Consider the following 21,114-nt stretch of genomic DNA (forward strand, 5'->3'; position numbering starts at 1 on the left):
ACCTCGCTCTCGGGCCGGCGCGATCAGCCCAGGCCGAGACCACCGGCGAGGGCTCGCAGCGCCGCCCGGTACTCCTCGTCCGGGGCGCCGGGGGCGGTGAAGACCTGGGCGCAGACGTGGTCGGCGCCTGCCGCGAGGTGGGCGTCGAGGCCCGCGGCGACGGTGTCGGCGTCGCCATGCAGGACGAGGGCGTCGATCAGCTGGTCCGACTCGGTGTCGATGTCGGTCTCGGTGAAACCGGTCCGCAGCAGGTTGCGCCGGTAGTTCACCAGCTCCAGGTAGGGCCTGCGCACCCGGGACCTGCCCAACTCGCGGGCATGAGCGGCATCCGTGGACACGACGACCTTGTGCTCCGGGGCGAGCAGGGGACCCGTACCGAGGATCTCCCGCGCCTCCCGGGCGTGTTCGGGGACCGTGAGATACGGGGCCGCGCCGGCGGTCCGCTCCCCGGCGACGCGCATGACCTTGGGCCCCAGCGCGGCCAGGGCGCGGTCCTCGACCGGCACACCGGCCGCGTCGAGGTCGTCGAGGTAGGTCTGGATCGTGTCGAACGGGGACCGGTACTCCTTCTGCCCCTCCGGGTGACCGATCCCGACGCCGAGCAGGAAGCGCCCCGGGTGCCGGGCCACGATGCGATGGTAGGACTCGGCGGTCTCCTTGGCCGCGGCCTGCCACATGTTGACGATCCCGGTGGCGACGACGACGTGCTCGGTCGCGTCGAGCAGGGACTCGGCGAGCGCGAGGTCGGCGGGCGGTGAGCCGCCGATCCAGATCGTGCCGTAGCCGAGCCGCTCGATCTCAGTCGCGAGTCCGGGGGTGAGCATGCCCGCCAACTGCCAGATCCCGTACCGCCCCAGATCCACCGCCATGCGGGCGACTGTAGCCTGTTCCGTTTTTCTCACGCTCGTTCTAATTTCGGACCTGTCCCGGCTCGACGACGAGGGGAACGACAGTGACGGATAGGTTCAGGGGCAAAGTCGCGATCGTCACAGGTGCGAGCGCGGGCATCGGGCGAGCGGTGGCTCTGGCCCTCGCGGCCGAGGGCGCCCGGGTCGTCGTGAACGCACTCGACCCCGTCGGCCTGGAGAAGCTCGGCACCGAGGCCGACCTCGTCGCGGTGGTCGGCGACACCGCGGAGGAGGACACCGCCGACCGGCTGGTCGCCGCGGCCCTGGACACGGGCGGCCGGGTGGACCTGCTGGTGAACAACGCCGGCGTGCATCGCAGCGTTCCCACGGCGGAGTTCTCGTCCGCCGAGTGGCGACGGGTGATCGACATCAACCTCAACGGCTACTTCTACCTGGCCCGGGCCGCTGGTGCGGTGATGATCCGGCAGCGTGCCGGCGTGATCCTCAATGTGGCGTCCACAGCGGGCGTCGCAGCGGCGCTGAACAGCGCGGCGTACGTCGCGTCGAAGCACGGCGTCGTCGGGTTGACCAAGGCCTTGGCGGTCGACTGGGCGCGCTACGGCATCCGGGTCAACGCACTCGGCCCCGGGCTGACCACGACCGGCATGGTGCAGGCCTTCGCCGAGTCCGCACCGGATCTGTACGCGGCCCGCGAGCGGAGGGTTCCGCTCGGGCGCGCCGCCTCGCCCGAGGAGCAGGCCGCCACCGCGCTGTTCCTGCTGTCCGACGAGTCCGCCTACACAAGCGGTCAGATCCTCGTCGTGGACGGCGGCGGCGCCGCCCTCTACTCCGGGTACGAGGCCCCTGCGCAGGAGCGCTGATGTCCCGCGGGGTGTCGTACGCGACGGCGGACGCCGACGAGGCACGGGAGCTGGCCAGCCGCACGTTCAGCGAACACGACCTGCGCCTGGTCGACGGACACCCGCTGGAGTTCCGGCTCGACCTCGTGCCCTCGGCCAGGCTGACAGTAGGACGGATGTCCTACGGGGCCGACGCCACGCTGGCCGGACCGTCGATGCGCACCTGCTACCACGTCAACCTCGCCACCGTGGGCGAGTCGCAGGTCTCCCAGCATGGCCGCCGGGAGACAGCGGGCGTCGGTCGGGCCGGCGTCGCGTTCCTGCCGGACGGCCCGTTGGAGGTCCGCTGGAGTCCGGACGCGGTGCAGTACGCGCTGAAGTTCCCCAAGGAGCTGCTCGAGTCGCACGCCGCCAAGCTGGCGGGCACCCCGCCCGGTGAACCTATCCGGTTCGACCTGACTTTCGACCTGTCCTCGCCCACGGGCCGGTCGCTGGTCGCGACGGCCGCCTTCCTGCACGCCCAGCTCGCCCGACCGGGCGGTCTCGCCGAGATGCCGGTGGCCTGCCACGAGCTCGAGGCGGCGCTGATGACGCAGTTGCTCATGGTCGTGCCCAGCCAGTTCAGCGCCCGCCTGCGCCGCCGCGAACCGAACCGGCGCGCGCGGGTCCGACTGGTCGTCGACCATCTCGACGCCCATCCCGAGAAGGAGACGACGACCGCCGAGCTGGCCGAGCTGGCGGGCATCGGCCCACGCGCGCTGCAGGCGGGGTTCCAGGAGCTCGTCGGCCTGCCGCCGCTGGCCTACCTGCGCGCTGTGCGGCTCGACCGGGTGCACGCCGAGCTCGCCGCGGGCGGCCGCTCCGTCACGGAGGTCGCGGCGGCGTGGGGCTTCTACCAGCCCGGTCGCTTCGCCCGGCTCTATCGCGAGCGGTTCGGGGAGCTCCCCTCGCAGACCGCGGGCGGGCCGGTCACCTCGCGCTGAGCCGCGCCTCTACCCTGGACGCGGCGGCGCGCGCGCCCGCCCGGGGCGCTGTCGCCGGAGCGCGCAGGCGACCGACCTCGTGGCCGTCTCCCAGCGGGTCGCGCGGTCACGAGAGCCCTGTGCCTGCGCGACCACCGCTGCTTCCGAGGGGGTCGGTCCTCGAGCCGGTTCCCGAGGGTGCTGCCGAGCCGGCGGTCAGCGGACCGCCAGGTCGCCCTGGGTGGCGGTATGGGCGCGCGCGAGAGCTCGGGCACCTCGCAGCCCAGACGATCGACCTCTGCGGGCTCCGCACCGGAGGCGAGATGACGCTGATGGAAGCCTTCCAGCCCGATCGTCACCCGCCAGGACACGAACGCTGTGTACCAGTGAGGTCGTGCACGGCGTGCACGCTCCGCGCGGCGTACCTCTGGACCAGGTGTCGTCGGCCTGGGAACAGGGGCGGTCGCACCACTCCGGCGAAGTCGAGCAGCACCCCGGCGTCGCTCGCCGGGCTCGGGCCACGTGGACAGCAGATAGCCCAGGTCGGCCATGGGGTCGCTCAGCGCCGCCACCTCCCAGTCCAGGACGGCGGCGACCCGCGGCTTCCGGCCGGCGACGGTCACGTTGCCGAGCCGGTAGTCGCCGTGCGTGAGGGCGACGGCCCGCTGGTTCGGGACGTGGGCGCGTAGCCAGGCCGCCGTGGCATCGGCCTCGGGATGTCGCGGTGCGGGGAGGAGTCCCAGATGCGACCGAACGAGTCGACGCGGCGCTGCCGCATCGTGTCCGGCCTGCCGAAGTCTGCGAGGTCGGTGTCCAGCCACGGCAGCTCGTGCAGCGCGACGAGAGTGTCGACCAGCTCGTCGGCCAGAGCGGTGGCCGCCTGCGTGGACTGCCAGAACGCCGGCAGCGTGTCGGTGAGCACCTCGCCCTCGACGTGTTCCATCACGTAGAACGGCGCCCCGATCGGCCCCGGGTCCTCGCACGTCGCCAGAACTCTCGGCGGCCACGGGACGGCACGGAGCGCGGTCAGCAGCCTGGCTTCCCGGAGCACGTCGTGGGCGCGTTGGTGGTACGGCGGACGAGGTGGCCGCCGGAGGGCCATGCGTCGGTCGTCGCGCTCCAGCAGGAACGTGACGTTGCTGATCCCCTCCCCGATCCGCCGGGCGCGGACCGGTCCCCGACTCAGGCCGTGCCAGTCGAGCAACTCCAGGACCGGCTCCAGCACGAGCAGCGGGGACTCCCCCTCGCCCGAGCCTCCACCACCGAGCCCACGACGTCGTCGGGACTCATCAGACCTCCGTTCCCCGGGCACAGACCTACCAGGTGCGTTCCGCGCACCCCGAGGCGCGCTGCGCGCATGGTGACAGGGGATACGCCGCTCCTAGCGTGGTCGCGCACCCGCACGAGGTGCGCGACTCGCGAGGAGGACGCCGATGTCCGAGGAACCGACCACGCGGACGAGCCCACCGCTGACGCTCCAGCGTGAGCCGGTCGAAGGCAACTGCCCGCGCTGTGCCGCCACGGAGCTGGCGCGCTATCCGGTTCTCTCCGAGGGCGGCTGGTTCCAGGTCGTGAAGTGCGGCAACTGCCTGAACTCGGTCAGCCGCGAGCGCTGGAACCTGCTCGGCCCCATCCAGCTGCTGTCGGACATGGTCTGAGGGAGGCACACACATGATCGCAGTCGATGTCGGCGGAACCTTCACGGACGTCGTTGCCCTGCAGGACGGCGTCATCCGAACCGCCAAGGTCTCCACGAACGTCACCGACGTCCACCAGGCCGTGCTCGCAGGTGCCGCGGAGCTCGGCGTCGAGGGTTCGCAGGTGTTCAACCACGCCAGCACCCACGGGCTCAACGCGGTGATCATCCGGCGGCTGCCCAAGATCGGGTTCCTGACCACCGAGGGCCACCGCGACATCCTCGACATGGGCCGGGTCTGGCGCCCCGCCCACGCCATCATGGACCCGCGCTGGCGGCGCAGCTTCGGCGACGCCGCCCGGCCCCTGGTCCCCCGCTACCTGCGCCGCGGCATCCGCGAGCGGATCACCGCGGACGGCGGGGTGCTTTTCGGTCTCGACGAGTTGCAGGCCCGCGAGGAGCTGGAGGTCCTGCGCCGCTGCGGGGTCACCGGGGTGGCGATCTGCCTGCTCAACGCCTACGTCGAGCGCCGCCACGAGGAGCGGCTGCGCGAGCTCGTCCGCGAGGTCCTCGGCGACGTGCCGTGCTCGATCTCAAGCGAGGTCTCCCCGCTGGCCAAGGAGTACGCGCGGGCGTCCACCACCGTCGTGGACACCTTCATGAAGATCATCTACTCGGACTACACGGGCAAGCTGCAGAAGGGCCTCGCCGATCTCGGCTTCACCGGGGCCCTGAACTTCGCCGACTGCGCGGCCACCCTGGTCCCGGCCGAGCGGGCGATGGAGCAGCCCTTCCGGGTCGTGTTCTCCGGACCGGCAGCGGGCACCGTGGCCAGCGCCCACTTCGGCGAGCTGATCGGCGAGGCGAACCTGCTGTGTGCGGACGTCGGTGGCACGTCGTGCGACATCTCCGTGGTGACCGACGGCGCCCCCTTCGTCAACACGACCTTCGAGCTCGAGCACGACCTCGTCGTCAACGCGCTGGCCAACGACATCTCGAGCATCGGGGCGGGCGGCGGATCGCTCGTGTCCATCGGTCCGTCCGGGGAGATCGAGGTCGGCCCCGGCAGCGCGGGCGCAGACCCTGGTCCCGCCTGCTACGGCCGCGGCGGCACCCAGCCGACCACGACCGACACCTGCCTGATGATCGGCATCATCGACCCGCAGTCCTTCGCGGGCGGTCGGGTCGCGCTGAACATCGAGGCGTCGCAGCGGGCCTTCGAGTCCCTCGAGACGGACTTCGACCTCGGCCGGCGGGTGCGCTACGCCTACGAGATGGGCGTGAACAACATCGCTCAGGGCGTGCTGAACGTCGCGATCAAGAACGGCGTGGACCCCCGCGACTACAGCCTGGTCGCCTACGGTGCCGCCGGACCGATGCTGCTGCCGGCCGTGCTCGACACCGTGCAGTGCAAGCAGGTCGTGGTCCCGCCACACCCCGGCCTGTTCTCGGCGCTGGGCCTGCTGTCGACCGACCAGGTCTTCACCGCCGACCGCAGCCTCTACACGATCCTCACCGCCGAGGCCGCCCCCGCGATCGATGACATCTTCACGGCGCTCGAGGCGCGGCTGCGCGAGCGGCTCGTCGTCCACGCCTCGGTGACCTTCCACCGCAGCTTCGACGCCCGACTCGTCGGGCAGAGCTGGGAGACCCCGTTCGTCCCCGCGCCCGACGGCACGATCGACGGCGCCGCGATCGAGGGCATGGTCACCGGCTTCCACGAGACCTACGAGACGCGCTCGGGCAACCGCTTCGACATGGTCCCGGTCGAGGGCGTCACGTTCCGGGTCCGCGCGGTCGTGGACACCCCCAAGGTGACCTATCCCGAGCTACCGACCCGCTCCACGGACGACCCGCTCACCCCGGTGCGGCGGGTGGAGCTGCGCTACATCGACTGCGACGAGGCCGCCGTCTACGACCGGGAGTCCCTGCGGGCGGGCGACGAGTTCGCCGGGCCCGCGATCGTGAACGAGCAGCTGTCCACCACGCACGTCGGCGTGGGACAGCGCGTGACCGTCGGCCGCCACGGCGAGCTGCTGATCCGGAGGGCCTGAGCGATGACCCTGCTGAAGGACCTGCCCGAGGCCGAGTTCCGGCAGACCTACCACTGCGACCGGTTCACCGCGTCGGTGATCACCAACCGGCTCCGACACGCCGTCGAGCACATGTCCACGGGCTTCCTGCGTGAGGCCTTCTCCCCCATCATCCGCGACTGGTACGACTTCGCCTGCACCATCTCCGGCCCACCCGAGCAGGACTACCCGATGTCGGTGGTCAGCAACAGCCTCGTGGTGTTCCTCGGAACGATGGCCGACGCCGTGCGTAACAGCGTCGAGGAGTACGGCCCGGACAACCTGCGGCCCGGAGACGTGCTGATCTGCAACGACCCCTACCGGGCGGGCACCCATGTCAACGACGTCTGCTTCATCCACCCCGTCTTCGCCGACGACCGCCTGGTCTCCTTCGTCAACCTGCGCGCCCACCAGCTTGACATCGGCGGCACGGTGCCCGGCGGCTTCTCCGGCACGAAGACCAACGTCTACGAGAACGGCCTGGTCATCCCGCCCGTGCTGTTGTACTCGCAGGGCAGGCCGGTCCGGTCCACGTTCAGCCTGATCTTCGACAACTCGCGGTTCGGCGGGCTGCTGCTCCCGGATTTCAAGTCCATCCACCAGCAGCTGCAGCTCGGCGCGCGGCTGGTGCTCGACAATATCGAGCGATACGGCCTAGACGCCTACCTCGGCACGCTGCGGTACGCCTGCGACACCTCCGCCGAGCGGATGCGGGCGGCCATCGCCCGCATCCCGGACGGCGACTACACCGGCACCGGCCTGATCGACGCCGACGGGCTCGACGACACCGTCGACTACGCGGTGCACGTCACGCTGCGCAAGCGCGGCCACGACATCGAGGCGGACCTGTCCGGCACCTCGACCCAGGCCCGGACCTGCATCAACGCGAGCATGCTGGATTCCAAGACCGCCGTTGCCGTCGGGTTGACCATGCTGCTGGACCCCCAGATCCCCTTCACGTCCGGCACGTGGCGTTCGGTCGACCTCGTCGGTCCGATGGGCTCGCTGCTGTCGTCGCTACCGCCCGACGGCGGGATCTTCCTGTTCTGGGAGAGCACCGGCGCCCTGGTCTCGGCGATCTTCGACGCGTTGAACCCGGTCCTGGGCGAGAACGCGGTGGCGGGTGACTACGGCTCGACCAACACCCACAACGCCAACGGGCTGCTCCCGGACGGCACCCCGTGGGCCAACATCGCCCAGTGCGGCGGCGAGCACGGGCCGTGGGGCGCCACGAAGGAGGGCGACGGGGACAGCTACACCGTGCTGTTCACCCTCAACAACCTCGACCCGCCCACCGAGGCCATCGAGCACGACGCCCCGGTCGTCGTGCTGCGTAAGGAGCACGCGATCGACACCGGCGGCCCGGGGACCCACCGCGGGGGCGCGGCCAACCTCAAGGACACCCTCTGGCTCACCGACGCCGAGCATTACAGCTCGCCCTTCCACACGAAGGTGTCCTCGGGCGTCGGCGCGGCGGGCGGCGAGGCCGGGCCGTGCGGCGGGGTCTGGATCTTCCCTGCCGACCACCACGACCCCCGCGAGACGGGCGCCCTCGTGGGGACGGAGGCACAGACCTACCGGACCAGCGACCCGGTCGCGGGCGTGCTCGATCCGCAAAGCCGCGTGCTCGATCCCGCCAACGGCACCTACCACTACTTCGCCAGCACACCGGTGTGGCGGACGAAGGCGGGCTCGGTGTTCCGCTACCTCACCAACGGGGGCGGCGGCTGGGGCTCGCCGTTCGCCCGGGACGCGGAGGCGGTGCTGCGGGACGTGCGGGACGAGTACGTCAGCATCGAGGGTGCCGCACGGGACTACGGCGTGGTCGTGGTCGGCGACCCGCACCACGATCCCGAGGGCCTGACGATCGACCGGGAGGCCACCGCCGAACTGCGTACCGGCTAGCTTCGGATCATGCAGATCGGTCTGTCCACCGCAGACCTCCCTCGGCCGCCCGTGACACGCGGGCGGCCGAGGCGGCCGGTTCGACCTCCTGGTCAGCGGCGAGCACCTGTTCTTCCACGGGCCCACTCCCAACGCGTTTCGTGCACCTGGTGCAGGCCGGAGCCACGAGCACGATCCGGCTGCTCAGCACGATCGCGCTGCTCCCGCTCTACCCCGTCGCGCTGGCGGCGAAGCTCGCCGCGCCGCTCGAGGTGGCCGCAAGCGGGCAGGTTCGAGTTCGGCGTCGGCGGCGAGTTCCCGCGGGAGTTCGAGGCCACGGACGTCCACCCCACGGACCGGTTCCGCAGGCTCGACGAAGGGCTGCGGGTGCTGCGGGCGCTGTTCACCGGCAATCGGGTCACGCTCCACTGCGAGTTCACGACCCTGCGCGATCTCGTCCGGGACCCGCCGCCCGTACAGCCTGGCGGTCCACCGATCTGGCTCGGCGGCGCACGGAGGGCGCGATGTGCCGCGCCCGGCGCTACGCCGACGTTTGGACGCCCTCCATGGTCGAGCCGGCGCAGCTCGCCGGCTCGATCGCCCGGGTCCGCGAGCACGCCCACGACGCGCGGCACGACCCCGCCGCCCTGTCCGGTGCCGTCTTCGTCTGGACGTGCGTGGACGCCCGACGGCGCGTGGGCCCGCGAGACGGGGATCGCCGCGGTGAGCCGCACCTACGCGCACGACTTCGGCCGGCTGGCCGACCGGTATCTCGTCCTCGGCGGACCCGCCCGCGTGGGTCGAGCGGCCGCGCGAGTTCGCGGGGGCCGGAGCCGACCGGGTGGTCCTCGCGTGCGCGTGTCCGCCCGCCGATCGCGCGCGGGTACCGCGACCGACATCGACGCGACGTGGCTGAGCGCCGGAACTTCCAGGACCACCTGGTCTCCGCCCAGTACCGGAGGTCGATGGTCCCCACCATCAACACGGTGGGACCCGTCGCGGCGACCAAGGCGCTCGGCTCCCTGCTCACGAACGGCACAGGGGCGATGACGACCACGCCCTTCGAGGCCCAATTGGTCACCGAGGACTTCCAGATCGCACTCACGCCGGTGCACTCCAGCCTCGATCGCATCAGCGGCCGGGCCGCTCTCGAGCGCACGGACGCGTTCACCGTCTACACCGTTCTGCTGCACCCCCGAGGACGCGGCCGGGTCCGGCTGCTTGCCGGTCGCCCGCTCGTCGAGTTCGAGCGGTTGGGCGACCGGGACGACGTGCGCGCTCTGCTCAAGGGGTCCGAGCTGGCCCGCGAGCTCGTGGCCCAGCCCGCCACGAGAGGCATCGCCGGCGCCTGCCTGAGCGGTGACGGCGCGGCGGTGGTCGATTGGCTGGCCGACCAGGAGGACACGATCTTCCATGCTGCCGGAACCTGCCGGATGGGAACCGACGACCTCGCCGTCGTGGACCCCCACTGCGGGTGCACGGAATCAAGGCGCTACGGGTCGTCGACGCCTCGGTGATGCCGACCATGCCGTCCGGCAACACCAATGCGCCAACGGCGATGATCGCCCACCGGGCTGCCGACCTGGTTCTGCACGTCCGGGCCTGACCCGGGGACGCCTCGGACGAGCAGGCCGACCAGCCTGCGGTCGCGGATCTGGTCGAGGTACTCGGCCACATCGCCCCGCGGTGAACGAGGTCGTCGTGTTCGGCGTCGCGCCCCCCGAGTGGATCGAGACGGTCGTCGATGAGGGCGACGACGAGGCGCGCGGGCGGCTCGGGTAGGTGCGGTCGACCGGGGCGGGGACTGCGAGAGCGCCGATGCGGCGGCCGCCGACGGTGTTCTCGGGCAACCAGAAGTGGATCGGGGCGGCTGGGGCGGTCCGCTGACCAGTGCTGAACGATACGCCTGAACTCCTTCAGCGCTGCTCGCATCTCTGAAAGAGCGTTCACGAACAGAGCGGGAGCGGTCAGGACGGATCTTCGGCGGCACAGCTCGCCGTCAGGAGATCCTCATGTCAGCAGATGTCCTTGCCCAGTCCCCAGACGCACCGCTTGTAGCGGGCGTGTCCGGTGGTGTCGGGACCACCAGCCTCGCCACCGCGCTTCGCGCCCAAGACGGCGGTGTGCACCGCGGAGAACGCGTTCAGGTTCTCGTGTGTCGAGCGACCACCGAGTCGTTGCTCCGCGCCGCCACGGCGATCGGACGAATGCCCGGTCAGCCCATCCTGGCGGTCAACGCCGTCGATGGCGCTCGGCCGGGCCGGGCGGTCACGGCTCGGATGACCTTGATCGCGCCCTACACCGCGCGCACGGTCCTGCTCCCCCATGTCGCCCGTTGGCGCGAGCTTCCCCGCCCGATCGACGACATCCGAGCCCTCACGACCGCGGCACGGCGCGATCTCGACCGCAGCAGCCGTCGCTGGCTTGATGCCGTCGACCAGATCGCCGGCACCGCCCCGACCGCGCCGCGTGCCGCGAGCACGCTCGTGCCGATGGTCGGGCACGTCCTGCGCCCGGAGCGTGCACGGTGAGGACGGTCGTCGTGGCCCAGCCACCCAACCCGGCTCCCACCCGTCCTCCCGGGCTGGACGGCATGGCCGACATGATCTTGGGCTGGCTCAAATGGGGTGTGCTGGCCGCGGGGGTCGCCGGTCTCTTGATCTGCGCTGTCATGATCATCGTCGGACGGCGTAATCGCTCGGCCACCGCCTACGATGGCCTGATCGGGTCCGCCTGGATCCTCGGCGGCCTCGCGCTGGCCTCGGTCGCTGCGGTCATCGTCGGCGCGTTCCAGGTGTAGCCGATGTATCGACAAGACAAGAGCCCTTGGCAGATCGACCTTCCGGCGCCCACGACCCCTCTCCCGATCGAGCGGCACCTGATAGCGGGGCCGTCGTCATGAGGGCACTGGCGCAGGCACCAGCTGACTGTGGGGTCTTCGATCTCGAGTGCAAGTCGGGCCAGGTCGTCCAGAACGCCTTCGACGAGGTCGTCGTCCGCGTCACGCAGGGCGCGGCCGACCTCGTCGTAGCGGCAACCTCGTGGTGGGCGCAGACCGACAGCGTCAACCCTCTCGACCCGGCAGTGCTCGCGGCGCAGGGCGAGCTGCGCTACCTCGTCCTGGTCATCCTGACCGTCTCGGTGGTCGTGCAGGCCGGACGTCTCGTCCTGTCCCGCAAGGCCGAGCCGCTGATCACCGTCGCGACAGGGCTACTTCGCTTCGTCGCGGTGTCAGCCCTCGGCCTCATCGTTCTGCAGGCCGGGCTACGGGCCGGTGACCAACTCAGCCGCGACGTCCTCGATGACGCCGCGAACAACTTCGCCGTGCTCATGGTGGACAACCTGCGCAGCCAGGAGGGCATGAAGAACAACTTCGTGCTGCTGCTCGTCGGGCTGGTGGCGGCGGTCTTGTCTCTGCTGCAGTGGGTGCTCATGCTCGTCCGGCAGGCTGGGCTGCTGGTCCTCGCGGCGATGCTTCCGCTCGCTGCCTCCGGCTCCCTGACCCGGACGACGCGGGGTTGGCTCACGCGGCTGCTGCCCTGGCTGATCGCCATTGTCGTCTACAAGCCCGCGGCGGCCTTCGTCTATTTCATCGGCTTCACCTACCTGTCCACCCGGTCGTCGAACCAGCCCGGCGAGGTCAGCACCCTGCTGGCGGGGCTGGTCGTGCTCCTTCTCGCGCTCGTCGCCATGCCGGCCCTGATGAAGTTCTTCTCCTGGTCCGGCACCCAGGTCGGCGGGCAGAGCATGGGGGGCTCCGGGCTGGTGTCCGCGGCAGGTGCGATAGCCATGTCGAGTCGCTCCCCCGGCCAGCGGGCCTCGGCCCAGGAAGCCACCGGTCCTGGATCCGCCGGAGCCGGACCACGAGGTGCGGGCCCGGCTGCGGGAGCTGCGGGATCTGTTGCGACGGCGGCCGTGGCGGTCGGGTCCGCGGCCGTGAAGAAGGCGCGGGACACCGCGACCGGAGGTAGCGGTGAGGAGCCGGGGGCGAGGAAGTGACCCCGCCCAGCGATTCCCTGCCCCGCCTCTATGGGAACTGGCGTGCAGAACGCGGCTGGGGCATCGGTTCGTTGAGCACCGGTTCCACCGTCGTTCTCTTCCTGGCCGTCCTCGTCCCGCTTCTGGCCTTCTCGACCGTTCCGCGCGCCGCAATCCCTTTGACGGGCACGGCGGTAGTCGTGGTCGCGGCGGTGGTGGTCCGTGTCGGCGGCGTCACGCTCGCCGACGTCCTCACGCGTGTGCTGCGGTTTCGCCGGGCTCGGGCGGCCGGGTGGACCGACTGGGCGGGCGGCATCCTCACCACCCACCCTCGCGGCGTCGACCTTCCGGGCGTCCTCGCCCCGGTCGTGCCGGTCGACGCCGACGACGGGCGCGGCGGTCGGCAGTGCTGGCTGTGGGACCGGCGCACAGGCCGCTTGTCTGCGGTCCTGCGCGTCTCCCCGGTCGGCCTCGATCTTGCCGACAACGATCAGATGGACCGTTGGGTGGCCGGCTGGGCCGCGCTCCTGGCCGACCTCGGGTATCAGCGCCTCGTCACCCATCTCTCGGTCACCGTCGACACCGCGCCGACCGGCGGGACAACGACCCGCGACCACGTCACGGCCTCGCTCGATCCGGAGGCTCCCGCTCTGGCCCGGCGCGTCCTCGAGGAGCTGATCGCGGCCAATCCGGAGGCCACCGCCGAAATCGACGCCCGCGTCACCGTCACCATGGACCCGCAGCACGCCTCACCACGCCCGGGCGACCTCGTCGAGGCGACCATCACCGCCGGGCGCGGGCTGCCCGGGATCGAGCAGGCCCTCGCCGCCGCGGGTGTCGCGGTGCTCGGCCGAGCCGGAACCGCATGGCTCGCCGGCCGGCTGCGAGCCGCCTTCGATCCGTCGACCCGCCGCGACCTGACCACCGATCGCGTCCTGCTCGAGGAGTGGTCGGATGCGGGCCCCGTCGCAGCCACCGAGACCTGGGACGACTATCGCCACGACTCCGGTGTGTCCGTCACCTGGGGTATGCGTGAGGCACCGCGCCAGTCCGTCAGCCCGCACATCCTGACCCCGCTCCTCGCCCCCGGGCCGTTCCCCCGACGGGTCACCCTGCTCTACGAGCCCTACGACGCCGAACACGCCGCGGCCAAGGTCGAGGCAGAGATCACCAGCGGCCAGATACGGCGCGCCTGGGCCGAACGCACCCGACGCGACGAGACCCAGCGTGACCGCGACGATCGCAACCGCGCTCTCCAGTCCGCCCGCGAGGAGGCCGAGGGAGCCGGGGTCGGCCGCTTCAGCCTCTACGTCACCACAACCGTGCTGGATCCCGCGGACCTTCCTGCCGCGGTCGGCGACGTCGAGACCCGCGCCGGCCAAGCCAAGCTCAGGCTCCGTCGGCTACGCGGAAGCCAAGCCTCCGGGTTCGCCGTCGCCCTCGGCGTCGGTCTCGATCCCGTCGACCTCACTCGTCGCCGCGGCGGACGCTGACTCGGAGGACAACATGACTACTTCGCCGGTACCGCGCAGGTGGGGCTGGCCCGCACGCGATGGCGGCCGCGCCGCCAACGTCGAGGCCGCGGCCCGCTACACCGCAACGACCAGCCAGGCCTGCGGCCTCTACCCGTTCGCCGTGTCCTCCGGTGCCGTCGTCCAGGGAGTACCGATCGGGAGGCACCTCCATACCTCGGAGCCCATCGGCCTCGACCCCGCCGAATGGCTTCGCACAGGGCTCGTCTCGAACACCGGAGTCTGGGTGCAAGGTCAGCCCGGCATCGGCAAGTCCTCCATCACCAAACGGCTACTGGTCGGCCTCGTCGGATTCGGCATGACCGCAGTGGTGCCGGGTGACGTGAAGGGCGAGTACAGCGAGCTGATCGCTGCCCTCGGCGGTGCGGTCTGGGAGGTAGGACGCGGTGCCCACTCCCTGAACCCACTCGACGCCGGCCCACTCGCCGCCGCCCTCGACGCGGCGAAGGGCTCCGAACGGGAACGACTCGCGGAGACCATCCGCGCCCGCAGGCTGTCGCTGCTCGAGGCGCTCACCACGATCGTGCGGCGAGCAGAGATCACCGTCACCGAACGGCGACTGCTCGGCGCCGCCCTCGATCTCGTCGTCGGCGTGCGCGAGACCAGCCAACCCCTCATCCCCGACGTCCTTCACGTCCTCAACACTGCTGCCGACGACCTCGTCGCCATCACCGCCGCCGGCGACGAGCATGAGTACCGCCGAGCTGCCCGCGAACTGATCAACACCCTCGGCCTGCTCTGCGACGGAGCCCTGCGGGGCATCTTCGATCGCCGATCCAGCGTCCGCGCCGACACCGGCACCACCGCCCTGTCCCTCGACCTGTCCGCGCTCGACGAGGAGGACGACGACGCCGTGGCAGCTGCGATGCTCTGTTCCTGGGCCTGGGCGGCGGGCGTCATCGACGCGAACACCGCCGCCGGCCGCCGACGCAACGTGGTCCAGGTTCAGGACGAGCTCTGGCGAGCCCTCCGCGTCGCCCCCGGACTCGTCGAGCGGTCCGACAGGATCACGCGACTCAACCGCCATCGCGGCGTCGTCTCCATCCAGGTCACCCACTCCCTCGACGACCTCGAGGCCCTGCCCACCGAGTCCGACCGGGCGAAAGCCCGCGGTATGGCCAGTCGCAACGGCGTTCTCATTCTCGGCGGCATGGCGGAGAAGGAACTGGACGGCCTCCGCCGGATCACCTCGCTCACCAGCGGCGAGGCGGCCCTCGTAACCTCGTGGGCGGCCCCGCCCACCTGGCACTCCGGGCGCGCGCACCCGGGCCGGGGCAAGTACCTGATCAAGTCCGGTGAACGGATGGGGCTCCCCGTCGCGTTGACCCTGACACCGAGCGAGCGCCGCCTCTACGACACCGATGGCGCCTTCCGGACGGCGTCATGATCAGGCCAGGGCTGGGAGAGGCCGCCGCCCCCCTCGCGTTGATCGGCGCGATCGCTCTCGGAGCCGGCACCACCACTGCGGTATGGCTCGCTTCCGGGGTGTCCCGGCTGGCGGCCACCGGCCGCTGGACCCCGCCGGTCTGGTCACCCGGCCTGCTCGTCCACACCGACACCCCGGAACGCGGGTGGTTCGCGGCCGTTCTCGGCTGTTTGCTGGTCGTGCTCGTGCTCGCCGTCGTGCTCATCGGCTGGGGAATCCGCCGGCTGCTTCGACAGGCCAGCCCGCGCACGCTCCTGCGCGCGACCGAGCTCGGTGACCTCACCGGAACCGCGCAGGAGAAACGAGCCCGCTCACTTCGTCGCCTGCCGGATGATCGCGCGCTCACCAGCGCGGACCGCGGCATCCGGCTCGGCGTTCTCGGCGGGCACGAGGTGTGGATGTCCTGGGAGGACGTGGCGCTCGTGATCATGGGCCCCAGGTCGAACAAGACCAGTGCCGTAGCGGTGCCGGCTGTCCTCAGCGCCCCCGGCCTCGTCGTCGCCACCTCGAACAAATCCGACCTCTGGGCCCTCACCTCCGGCCCCCGCGCCGAGGTCGGGCCCGTCTGGACCTTCGACCCGCAGCAGATCGCCTACGCCCCCCAGACGTGGTGGTGGGATCCGCTCCGCTCGATCCGCGACGCCCCCGACGACCATCGCTACGAGGCCGCTGCACGACTGGCCGGCCACTTCATGGGCACCATCGGTGGACAGCGCCGGGACCCGTTCTTCCACGCCGCAGGCGAGCAGGTACTCACGGGCACGTTGCTGGCTGCCGCGATCGGTCGTCGGACGATGCGCGAGGTCGTGATCTGGCTGCAGCACGGCCGCCGCGACGCCGTCGCCGCTCTCGATGGCGTCGGCGCGGTCGTCGAGGCCGCCGATCTGGACGCAGCATTGCGGGGAGCCGACGTCACGGCGAAGGGCATCTATCAGACCGCTCGGACCGCGACGAAAGCCCTCACCTCCGAACGGATCCTGCGCTGGATCACGCCGCCGCACACCTGGCGAACCGGCCCCGACGACATGCAGGTCGAGCTCGACCCCTGGCAGCTGTTGACCACAGCATCCGAACAGCCGGTCACGGCCCACCTGCTGTCGAAGGAAGGCGCCGGGACGGCGGCCCCCGTAGTCGCCGCGCTCGTCGATCGTCTGCTCGAGGTCGCCGAGCTGCAGGCTCAAGCCGCAGGTGGCCGACTCGATCCACCCGTCGTCGCCGTTCTGGACGAAGCCGCCAACATCTGCCCGATCCAGCAACTCCCCCAGCTGTACAGCCACTACGGCTCCCGCGGCATCCAGGTCCTGACGATGCTTCAGAGCTACCAGCAGGGCGTCGGCGTTTGGGGCGCGCAGGGCATGGACTCTCTCTGGTCCGCCGCGACCATCAAACTGGTCGGTGCCGGCGTCGACGACCACGCCTTCCTCCAGCGCCTGTCCGGCCTGATCGGCGATCACGACGTCGAAAAGAGATCGACCAGCTACGGACGAGGAAACGGCCGCACCTGGCAGACCAGCACCACACGCCAACCGATCCTGCCGCCGGATGCGCTGCGATCACTCAAACGTACCCACGCCGTACTGCTCACCTCCGGTCGACGAGCCGGACTCGCGCAATTGCTGCCGTGGTACCGCGAGAGACACGCCGCGGACATCACCGCCTACGCCGACTCCGCGCTCAACGAACTCCGCGAGACCGCTCAACGGGTCCTCGGCGCCTTGTACGAGTCACCACAGGAGAAGACACCGTGACGGACGATCCAGAGACCGAGGCCCGCCTGGCCGCGCTCGAAACGTGGCGCGAACACCAGAGCGCCCTGCTCGACGACCTTCTCGACCGAACCGGGCCGGACGAGGATGACCTCCCCACTGCAGGTCTGGACCCGAACCGTCTCGTCCGCTGGGTTCACGGCCATGTCACCTCGGTCATTGCACGCCCGCTGCGGGGCGAGCTGCACTGGTGCCCAGTGTGGTGGGAACACCCCGAAGCAGTCTTCCGGCTCGAGGCACTCCGCCGGGCCTGGACCGAACTCGCTCCCGATCCCGGCACCGCCATGTCGAGTTGGATCCGAGACCACCTCGATCCGTGCCTGCGCGCGCTGCTCGCCGCGGACGGGCCATTCGTGGACTGCGGTCACGACGACCGGTTCGGCGCTCGAGCCGGTCACACCCCGCTTCCCACGCTGCCCACCGCGCCATACCCGGACGCCTGAGCCGTGCGAATGATCGCGATGGGGGCAGCCGGCCTGAGTGCCGTCCTGCTCGCCATCGCCCTCATGCTCTCCATCGTCCTCGGCACGATCGGCCCGGTCCTGTCCGATCAGAACGGCTCGGGCTTAGAAGGGCCGGCTCCCGCGCAGCCGTTCCGCGGATCGAGCGCGGGCTGCACCGAGGACGATCCGACGACGAGGGGCTGTCTGACGCCTGCAACGTTGAACGCGCTGAACGCGGTGTTGGCAACCTTCGGGCCTACTGGCCGAGCGATCCGGGCCGTGTCGTGCTGGGATCCTCACCTGCAGAACCCCAGCAGCGATCATCCAAAGGGCCGAGCCTGCGACATCTTCCCCACCACGGCCGGCACCTTCCCCGTCGGAGACCAGCTCGCGCACGGCTGGCAGATCGCGAACTGGCTTCGGACCAACGCCGCCTCCCTGCATGTGCACTATCTGATCTGGCAGGGGCGCTACTGGGACATCACGACGGCGGACGAGAACGGTTGGGGAGTGCCCTACAACGGAGGCGGAATCTACAACGTCAGCGACCCCACCGGCGGGCACTACGACCACATCCACCTCAGCGTCGCCGACTGAAGACCAACGCAGGACAAAGGGTCGCCGTCCGGGTAGAACGCAGCAGGCGGGCGACGACGAGCAGCGCGACCACGCTCGCCAACGCGGGAACTGTCGTCTCGGCGACAGCCGTCACACGGGTGGCGGGCCCAACCCGGCTCTCGGCCCGGGGAAGTCCGTCCAAGCTCGTGCCGGTGGCCGCCCTCAGCTCGTTGGCGCGCAGAACGAGGCTCATTGCACGTCCGCTCACGGTGCGAGACACGGTCGCGGAAACGGCATCGACGGGGTACGGCGAGGCCGTCCAGCCGGCCAGGGCCATCCGTCTCACCGCCTCCTCTGCAGGTATGCCCGGGCAGGAGTCCGCCTCGACCGACAGGACTTGGACGCCGGCCGCCTGCTGAACCTCGAAGGCCGGATGGTCGGTGCAGCCGACTTCCGCGAGCGCACGCAGGAGCGGGCTGCTTGGGAACGCAGTGGCAAGGGCGAGCCAGAGCGCCAGTCCTACCGCCCACAGTGCGAGTGCTCGTCGGAGAAGCGACATGACGACACCATGACGTTGTGCTTCACCACGCGGGATCTCGCTGCCAGCCCTGTGGACCAATTCAAGGAGGCGGCCATTGCTGTGGATAGCGTTCTCACGCAGCCACTCGAGGCCGCCGTCGATCCGACGCCCGCTCATTCGACCGGGCCATGTCCGGGCGGGTGAGCACGAGAGAGGGGCCGAGGCAGCGGCCTCGGCCCCTTCCGCTGACGAATCAGGCTGCGTCGGCAGCCTTCCTGCGCGCACGACGCTTCGGCTTCTCCTCGGCCACGGCCGGAGCGGGCGTGTCGTCGCGGTCGGCGTAGGCATGCAACACCTCGGACGGAATCCGTCCGCGCTCGGAGACCTTGTATCCGTTCTGCTGCGCCCACTGGCGGACAGCCGCGTTCTCCTCGCGGTTCGACTTGGGCGGTGTCGACACAACGCGGGCAAGGCTGCGACGTCCACCGCCAGTCGTCGTGCGCCGTGCCGCATCGATGTACGAGGCCATCGCATCGCGAAGTTGCGAGGCGTGCGCAGCGCTCAGATCGATCTCGAACGCCTTACCGTCCAAGGAGAACGCGACGGTCTCGTCCGCCTTGCCGCCATCCAGGTCGTCAACCAGCGTCACTTCAGTGACCTGGGCCATATTCTTCCACTTCCGTTCGATGGTTCTGAGGGGTCGTCTCGCAGTATGCGGGTTCAGCAGAAAAAGTCCAGCCGAATCACCGAGCAGCATACGATGACCGCATTCTCTTAGCGAATTCACAGCTTACGAGTTTTCCGCGTGCGCCGGTATCCACGCGGCTACGGCTGGGGCACCTAGCGGGAACGATGGCGCTCGGCTGAGGTCGGCGACGGAGTGCCGCTTGTGGCCGACCCGTATCGACGAAGCCCGGATGCAATAGTCCGGGTGATCTCTCCGTCGGTCAGTCCGCCCGGCCCTCGATGCCGATCGACCGCGCGCAGGAGCGCGTCCCGAGCGACGCCCTCTTCGAGACGTCCGGCGTGGACGAAGCGGCCCAGGCGTACGGCGGCAACGAACAGTGAGTGGTTGCGGTTGCCGGCCGTTGCCTCGGCGACTCGCCGGACCTCGCCGCGAAGCGCGGCGGCGATGTATGCGCTGCTGGCGGTATGAACGCTCGCGGGTGTCGGCGTGGGCGGAGTCATGGCGAGACGATCAGCGATCCAGCCGGGTAGAGCGGCCGGATCCAGGTCGCAAGCGAGGCGATAGCGGCGCCCCGCCACGGCCGAGCCGGCCCCCACGACGTAGCCCCCCGATCCGCGCGTGTCGATCTTCGCGCCGAGGCGACCGGCGGTGTTTCGATAGCCGCCGTCGCCCGCCAAGAAGTAGAGGTGCTCGCCCCCGGGCGTGAGAACGGTGTAGGTGTCGGCCGGGATCACCTGGCCCGCGCCTGCAGCCAGGGCAGCCAAGCGCTGCCGCCCGTGGTCGCCGCGATCCCCTGCATCCAGGTCGACGACGAGCAGGGCCGCCGGCCCACAGGCGACGCCAATATTCCATGGGGCGACCTCCCAGGTACGGCGGATCAGATCGGGGTCCGTCGTGGCCCGGCGTTCCCAGTTGCGAATTGCCGGTTCCTTACGACCCGGACGGAGCGGGAACACCGGCCACCCCCGCCCAGCAATCTCGAGCGCCGAGCGGACCAAACCACTCCCCCGCTGTCCTTTGTTGCCCGCCACACCTTCCTCCAGCTCATCGGCGGATTTCACCGTGGCCGGCGCCTGCTCGGTCGCTGGTTCGTCGACGCTCTCGCCGAGCGAGCAGCTTGCTCGTCGGCCGCTCGCGCTCGCTCGAGTCAACTACTCCATATGGGCGATCGCTGGTCGTTCCGCTCCGCGCACGGACATGACCTGTCACCTTGATCGCGTCGGGAAGGTGATCAGCAAGGACCGGCCTCGTCGACAGGAGCAGCGAGTGCGAAGCGAGCAGCGAACGAACGCGAACGAGAGGCGAGCCGCCCTGGCCAGGCTCGGAGCCGTGCTCCACTACTGCCGTCCGCGCGCCTACCCGCTCGCTGCCGCCACCGCGATCTGCGTGGCGTCCATCGCCGGCTGCTCGCAGACGTCCCCCAACGACCCGCCGCCTCCGCCCACTTCGACCGCATCGTCGTCAGACGCCCTGGCGGTGTACGCCGAGTTCTGGCGGCTCAGTCAGTTGGCGATGCAGGCGCCGCGCAGCCAGGACTGGTCGGTTCCGCTGGCCACCGTCGCTCGGAGCCAGGCCCTCGACGACCTGCTTCTCGAGGTTCGGAACTACGCCTCGTTGTCCGCGCACGTGGACGGCTCCGTCACCGTCGCGCCCCAACTCGATCCAACCATCGCGCCCACCATGGACCGGGTAGCGGTCCTCGACTGCATCGACCTCAGCGGTTCGCGCTTGGTGTCGGACACGGGCAGCGGCGTCCTCGACGACGAGCAGAACCAGAGCACCCGATACCGCTACCGTGCCGAGCTCGCGCGCGAGGGCGAGCGGTGGTTCGTGGAGCGAACGGCGCCCGCCCTGGCGGAGCCATGCTGAGCGAGGCGGCACAGCGCGTCGCGGTCTCGATGGTCCTTATGCTTCCGGCCGCCGGGCCGCTACCCGCGCTGC

General features: G+C 70.6%; 18 protein-coding genes and 2 pseudogenes. 16 read left to right on the top strand and 4 right to left on the bottom strand.

The window, feature by feature from the left end; translation table 11 throughout:
• Positions 1 to 23: 23 nt before the first annotated feature.
• Positions 24 to 869, bottom strand: a complete 846-nt coding sequence (locus tag PKE99_RS04970) for an LLM class F420-dependent oxidoreductase (RefSeq protein WP_037043657.1) — start codon at positions 867 to 869, stop codon at positions 24 to 26.
• 83 nt (positions 870 to 952) lie between these two features.
• Between PKE99_RS04970 and PKE99_RS04975 the strand changes: the two genes are divergently transcribed.
• Both PKE99_RS04975 and PKE99_RS04980 read left to right on the top strand, forming a co-directional pair.
• Positions 953 to 1,729: an SDR family NAD(P)-dependent oxidoreductase gene (locus PKE99_RS04975; protein WP_037043656.1), complete on the top strand. Its 777-nt coding sequence runs from the start codon at positions 953 to 955 to the stop codon at positions 1,727 to 1,729.
• Positions 1,729 to 2,691, top strand: a complete 963-nt coding sequence (locus PKE99_RS04980) for an AraC family transcriptional regulator (RefSeq protein ID WP_037043654.1) — start codon at positions 1,729 to 1,731, stop codon at positions 2,689 to 2,691. The genes PKE99_RS04975 and PKE99_RS04980 overlap by 1 nt, the downstream gene beginning before the upstream one ends.
• On the opposite strand, the pseudogene PKE99_RS38930 reads toward PKE99_RS04980, so the two are convergent.
• Positions 2,628 to 3,982: pseudogene (locus PKE99_RS38930) on the bottom strand (phosphotransferase family protein). The gene PKE99_RS04980 and the pseudogene PKE99_RS38930 sit on opposite strands and share 64 nt — an antisense overlap.
• A gap of 121 nt (positions 3,983 to 4,103) precedes the next feature.
• On the opposite strand from PKE99_RS38930, the gene PKE99_RS04990 reads away from it, so the two are divergent.
• The 13 genes and pseudogenes from PKE99_RS04990 (at position 4,104) to PKE99_RS05045 (ending at position 18,689) form a co-directional block, all read left to right on the top strand.
• Positions 4,104 to 4,328, top strand: coding sequence for a hypothetical protein (locus tag PKE99_RS04990; RefSeq protein WP_051737152.1), 225 nt, complete (start codon positions 4,104 to 4,106; stop codon positions 4,326 to 4,328).
• Between the two features lie 13 nt (positions 4,329 to 4,341).
• On the top strand, positions 4,342 to 6,360 hold the full coding sequence (locus PKE99_RS04995) for a hydantoinase/oxoprolinase family protein (protein WP_037043652.1): 2,019 nt from the start codon (positions 4,342 to 4,344) through the stop codon (positions 6,358 to 6,360).
• 3 nt (positions 6,361 to 6,363) lie between these two features.
• Complete coding sequence (locus PKE99_RS05000; protein WP_037043649.1) at positions 6,364 to 8,283, top strand: hydantoinase B/oxoprolinase family protein; 1,920 nt, start codon at positions 6,364 to 6,366, stop codon at positions 8,281 to 8,283.
• Positions 8,284 to 8,292: 9 nt separating this feature from the next.
• Positions 8,293 to 9,312: an LLM class flavin-dependent oxidoreductase gene (locus PKE99_RS38935; RefSeq protein ID WP_369075868.1), complete on the top strand. Its 1,020-nt coding sequence runs from the start codon at positions 8,293 to 8,295 to the stop codon at positions 9,310 to 9,312.
• Positions 9,309 to 9,868: pseudogene (locus tag PKE99_RS05005) on the top strand (GMC oxidoreductase). Before PKE99_RS38935 ends, PKE99_RS05005 begins: the two are co-directional and overlap by 4 nt.
• A gap of 457 nt (positions 9,869 to 10,325) precedes the next feature.
• Complete coding sequence (locus PKE99_RS05010; protein WP_156067410.1) at positions 10,326 to 10,793, top strand: hypothetical protein; 468 nt, start codon at positions 10,326 to 10,328, stop codon at positions 10,791 to 10,793.
• Between the two features lie 62 nt (positions 10,794 to 10,855).
• Positions 10,856 to 11,062: a hypothetical protein gene (locus PKE99_RS05015; RefSeq protein WP_197040552.1), complete on the top strand. Its 207-nt coding sequence runs from the start codon at positions 10,856 to 10,858 to the stop codon at positions 11,060 to 11,062.
• 98 nt (positions 11,063 to 11,160) lie between these two features.
• Positions 11,161 to 12,261, top strand: a complete 1,101-nt coding sequence (locus PKE99_RS05020; protein WP_037043636.1) for a TrbL/VirB6 family protein — start codon at positions 11,161 to 11,163, stop codon at positions 12,259 to 12,261.
• Positions 12,258 to 13,733, top strand: coding sequence for an SCO6880 family protein (locus PKE99_RS38895; RefSeq protein WP_037043633.1), 1,476 nt, complete (start codon positions 12,258 to 12,260; stop codon positions 13,731 to 13,733). Before PKE99_RS05020 ends, PKE99_RS38895 begins: the two co-directional genes overlap by 4 nt.
• A 1,422-nt stretch (positions 13,734 to 15,155) precedes the next feature.
• A complete protein-coding gene (locus tag PKE99_RS05030) occupies positions 15,156 to 16,946 on the top strand; it encodes a type IV secretory system conjugative DNA transfer family protein (RefSeq protein ID WP_037043632.1) in 1,791 nt (596 codons plus the stop codon).
• The gene (locus PKE99_RS05035) at positions 16,943 to 17,407 is read left to right on the top strand and encodes a DUF4913 domain-containing protein (RefSeq protein WP_051737151.1); all 465 of its coding nucleotides are present in this window, start codon (positions 16,943 to 16,945) and stop codon (positions 17,405 to 17,407) included. The genes PKE99_RS05030 and PKE99_RS05035 overlap by 4 nt, the downstream gene beginning before the upstream one ends.
• Positions 17,408 to 17,416: 9 nt before the next feature.
• The gene (locus PKE99_RS05040; RefSeq protein WP_037043631.1) at positions 17,417 to 18,004 is read left to right on the top strand and encodes a VldE C-terminal domain-containing protein; all 588 of its coding nucleotides are present in this window, start codon (positions 17,417 to 17,419) and stop codon (positions 18,002 to 18,004) included.
• A 358-nt stretch (positions 18,005 to 18,362) separates the two neighbouring features.
• Positions 18,363 to 18,689: a hypothetical protein gene (locus tag PKE99_RS05045; protein ID WP_156067404.1), complete on the top strand. Its 327-nt coding sequence runs from the start codon at positions 18,363 to 18,365 to the stop codon at positions 18,687 to 18,689.
• A 49-nt stretch (positions 18,690 to 18,738) separates the two neighbouring features.
• On the opposite strand, the gene PKE99_RS05050 is transcribed toward PKE99_RS05045, so the two are convergent.
• Together PKE99_RS05050 and PKE99_RS05055 are read right to left on the bottom strand one after the other, a co-directional pair.
• Positions 18,739 to 19,152: a histone-like nucleoid-structuring protein Lsr2 gene (locus tag PKE99_RS05050; protein WP_051737150.1), complete on the bottom strand. Its 414-nt coding sequence runs from the start codon at positions 19,150 to 19,152 to the stop codon at positions 18,739 to 18,741.
• A gap of 173 nt (positions 19,153 to 19,325) precedes the next feature.
• Positions 19,326 to 20,234, bottom strand: coding sequence for a bifunctional DNA primase/polymerase (locus PKE99_RS05055; RefSeq protein WP_271214843.1), 909 nt, complete (start codon positions 20,232 to 20,234; stop codon positions 19,326 to 19,328).
• Positions 20,235 to 20,400: 166 nt separating this feature from the next.
• Here PKE99_RS05055 and PKE99_RS05060 point away from each other — a divergent pair, with 166 nt between their 5' ends.
• Positions 20,401 to 21,042, top strand: coding sequence for a hypothetical protein (locus PKE99_RS05060; protein ID WP_156067402.1), 642 nt, complete (start codon positions 20,401 to 20,403; stop codon positions 21,040 to 21,042).
• The last annotated feature ends 72 nt before the right edge of the window (positions 21,043 to 21,114 follow it).

The organism is Pseudonocardia halophobica (assembly GCF_027922425.1).
Classification (GTDB): Bacteria; Actinomycetota; Actinomycetes; order Mycobacteriales; family Pseudonocardiaceae; genus Pseudonocardia; species Pseudonocardia halophobica.

Excerpts from the sequence above, each read along its gene's own strand:
- PKE99_RS04995 (WP_037043652.1), top strand. The coding sequence starts at position 4,342 with ATGATCGCAGTCGATGTCGGCGGAACCTTCACGGACGTCGTTGCCCTG.
- PKE99_RS05050 (WP_051737150.1), bottom strand. The coding sequence starts at position 19,152 with ATGGCCCAGGTCACTGAAGTGACGCTGGTTGACGACCTGGATGGCGGC.
- PKE99_RS05030 (WP_037043632.1), top strand. The coding sequence starts at position 15,156 with ATGATCAGGCCAGGGCTGGGAGAGGCCGCCGCCCCCCTCGCGTTGATC.
- PKE99_RS38935 (WP_369075868.1), top strand. The coding sequence starts at position 8,293 with ATGCAGATCGGTCTGTCCACCGCAGACCTCCCTCGGCCGCCCGTGACA.
- PKE99_RS04990 (WP_051737152.1), top strand. The coding sequence starts at position 4,104 with ATGTCCGAGGAACCGACCACGCGGACGAGCCCACCGCTGACGCTCCAG.
- PKE99_RS04970 (WP_037043657.1), bottom strand. The coding sequence starts at position 869 with ATGGCGGTGGATCTGGGGCGGTACGGGATCTGGCAGTTGGCGGGCATG.
- PKE99_RS05000 (WP_037043649.1), top strand. The coding sequence starts at position 6,364 with ATGACCCTGCTGAAGGACCTGCCCGAGGCCGAGTTCCGGCAGACCTAC.
- PKE99_RS05020 (WP_037043636.1), top strand. The coding sequence starts at position 11,161 with ATGAGGGCACTGGCGCAGGCACCAGCTGACTGTGGGGTCTTCGATCTC.
- PKE99_RS05015 (WP_197040552.1), top strand. The coding sequence starts at position 10,856 with ATGGCCGACATGATCTTGGGCTGGCTCAAATGGGGTGTGCTGGCCGCG.
- PKE99_RS05040 (WP_037043631.1), top strand. The coding sequence starts at position 17,417 with ATGATCGCGATGGGGGCAGCCGGCCTGAGTGCCGTCCTGCTCGCCATC.
- PKE99_RS04980 (WP_037043654.1), top strand. The coding sequence starts at position 1,729 with ATGTCCCGCGGGGTGTCGTACGCGACGGCGGACGCCGACGAGGCACGG.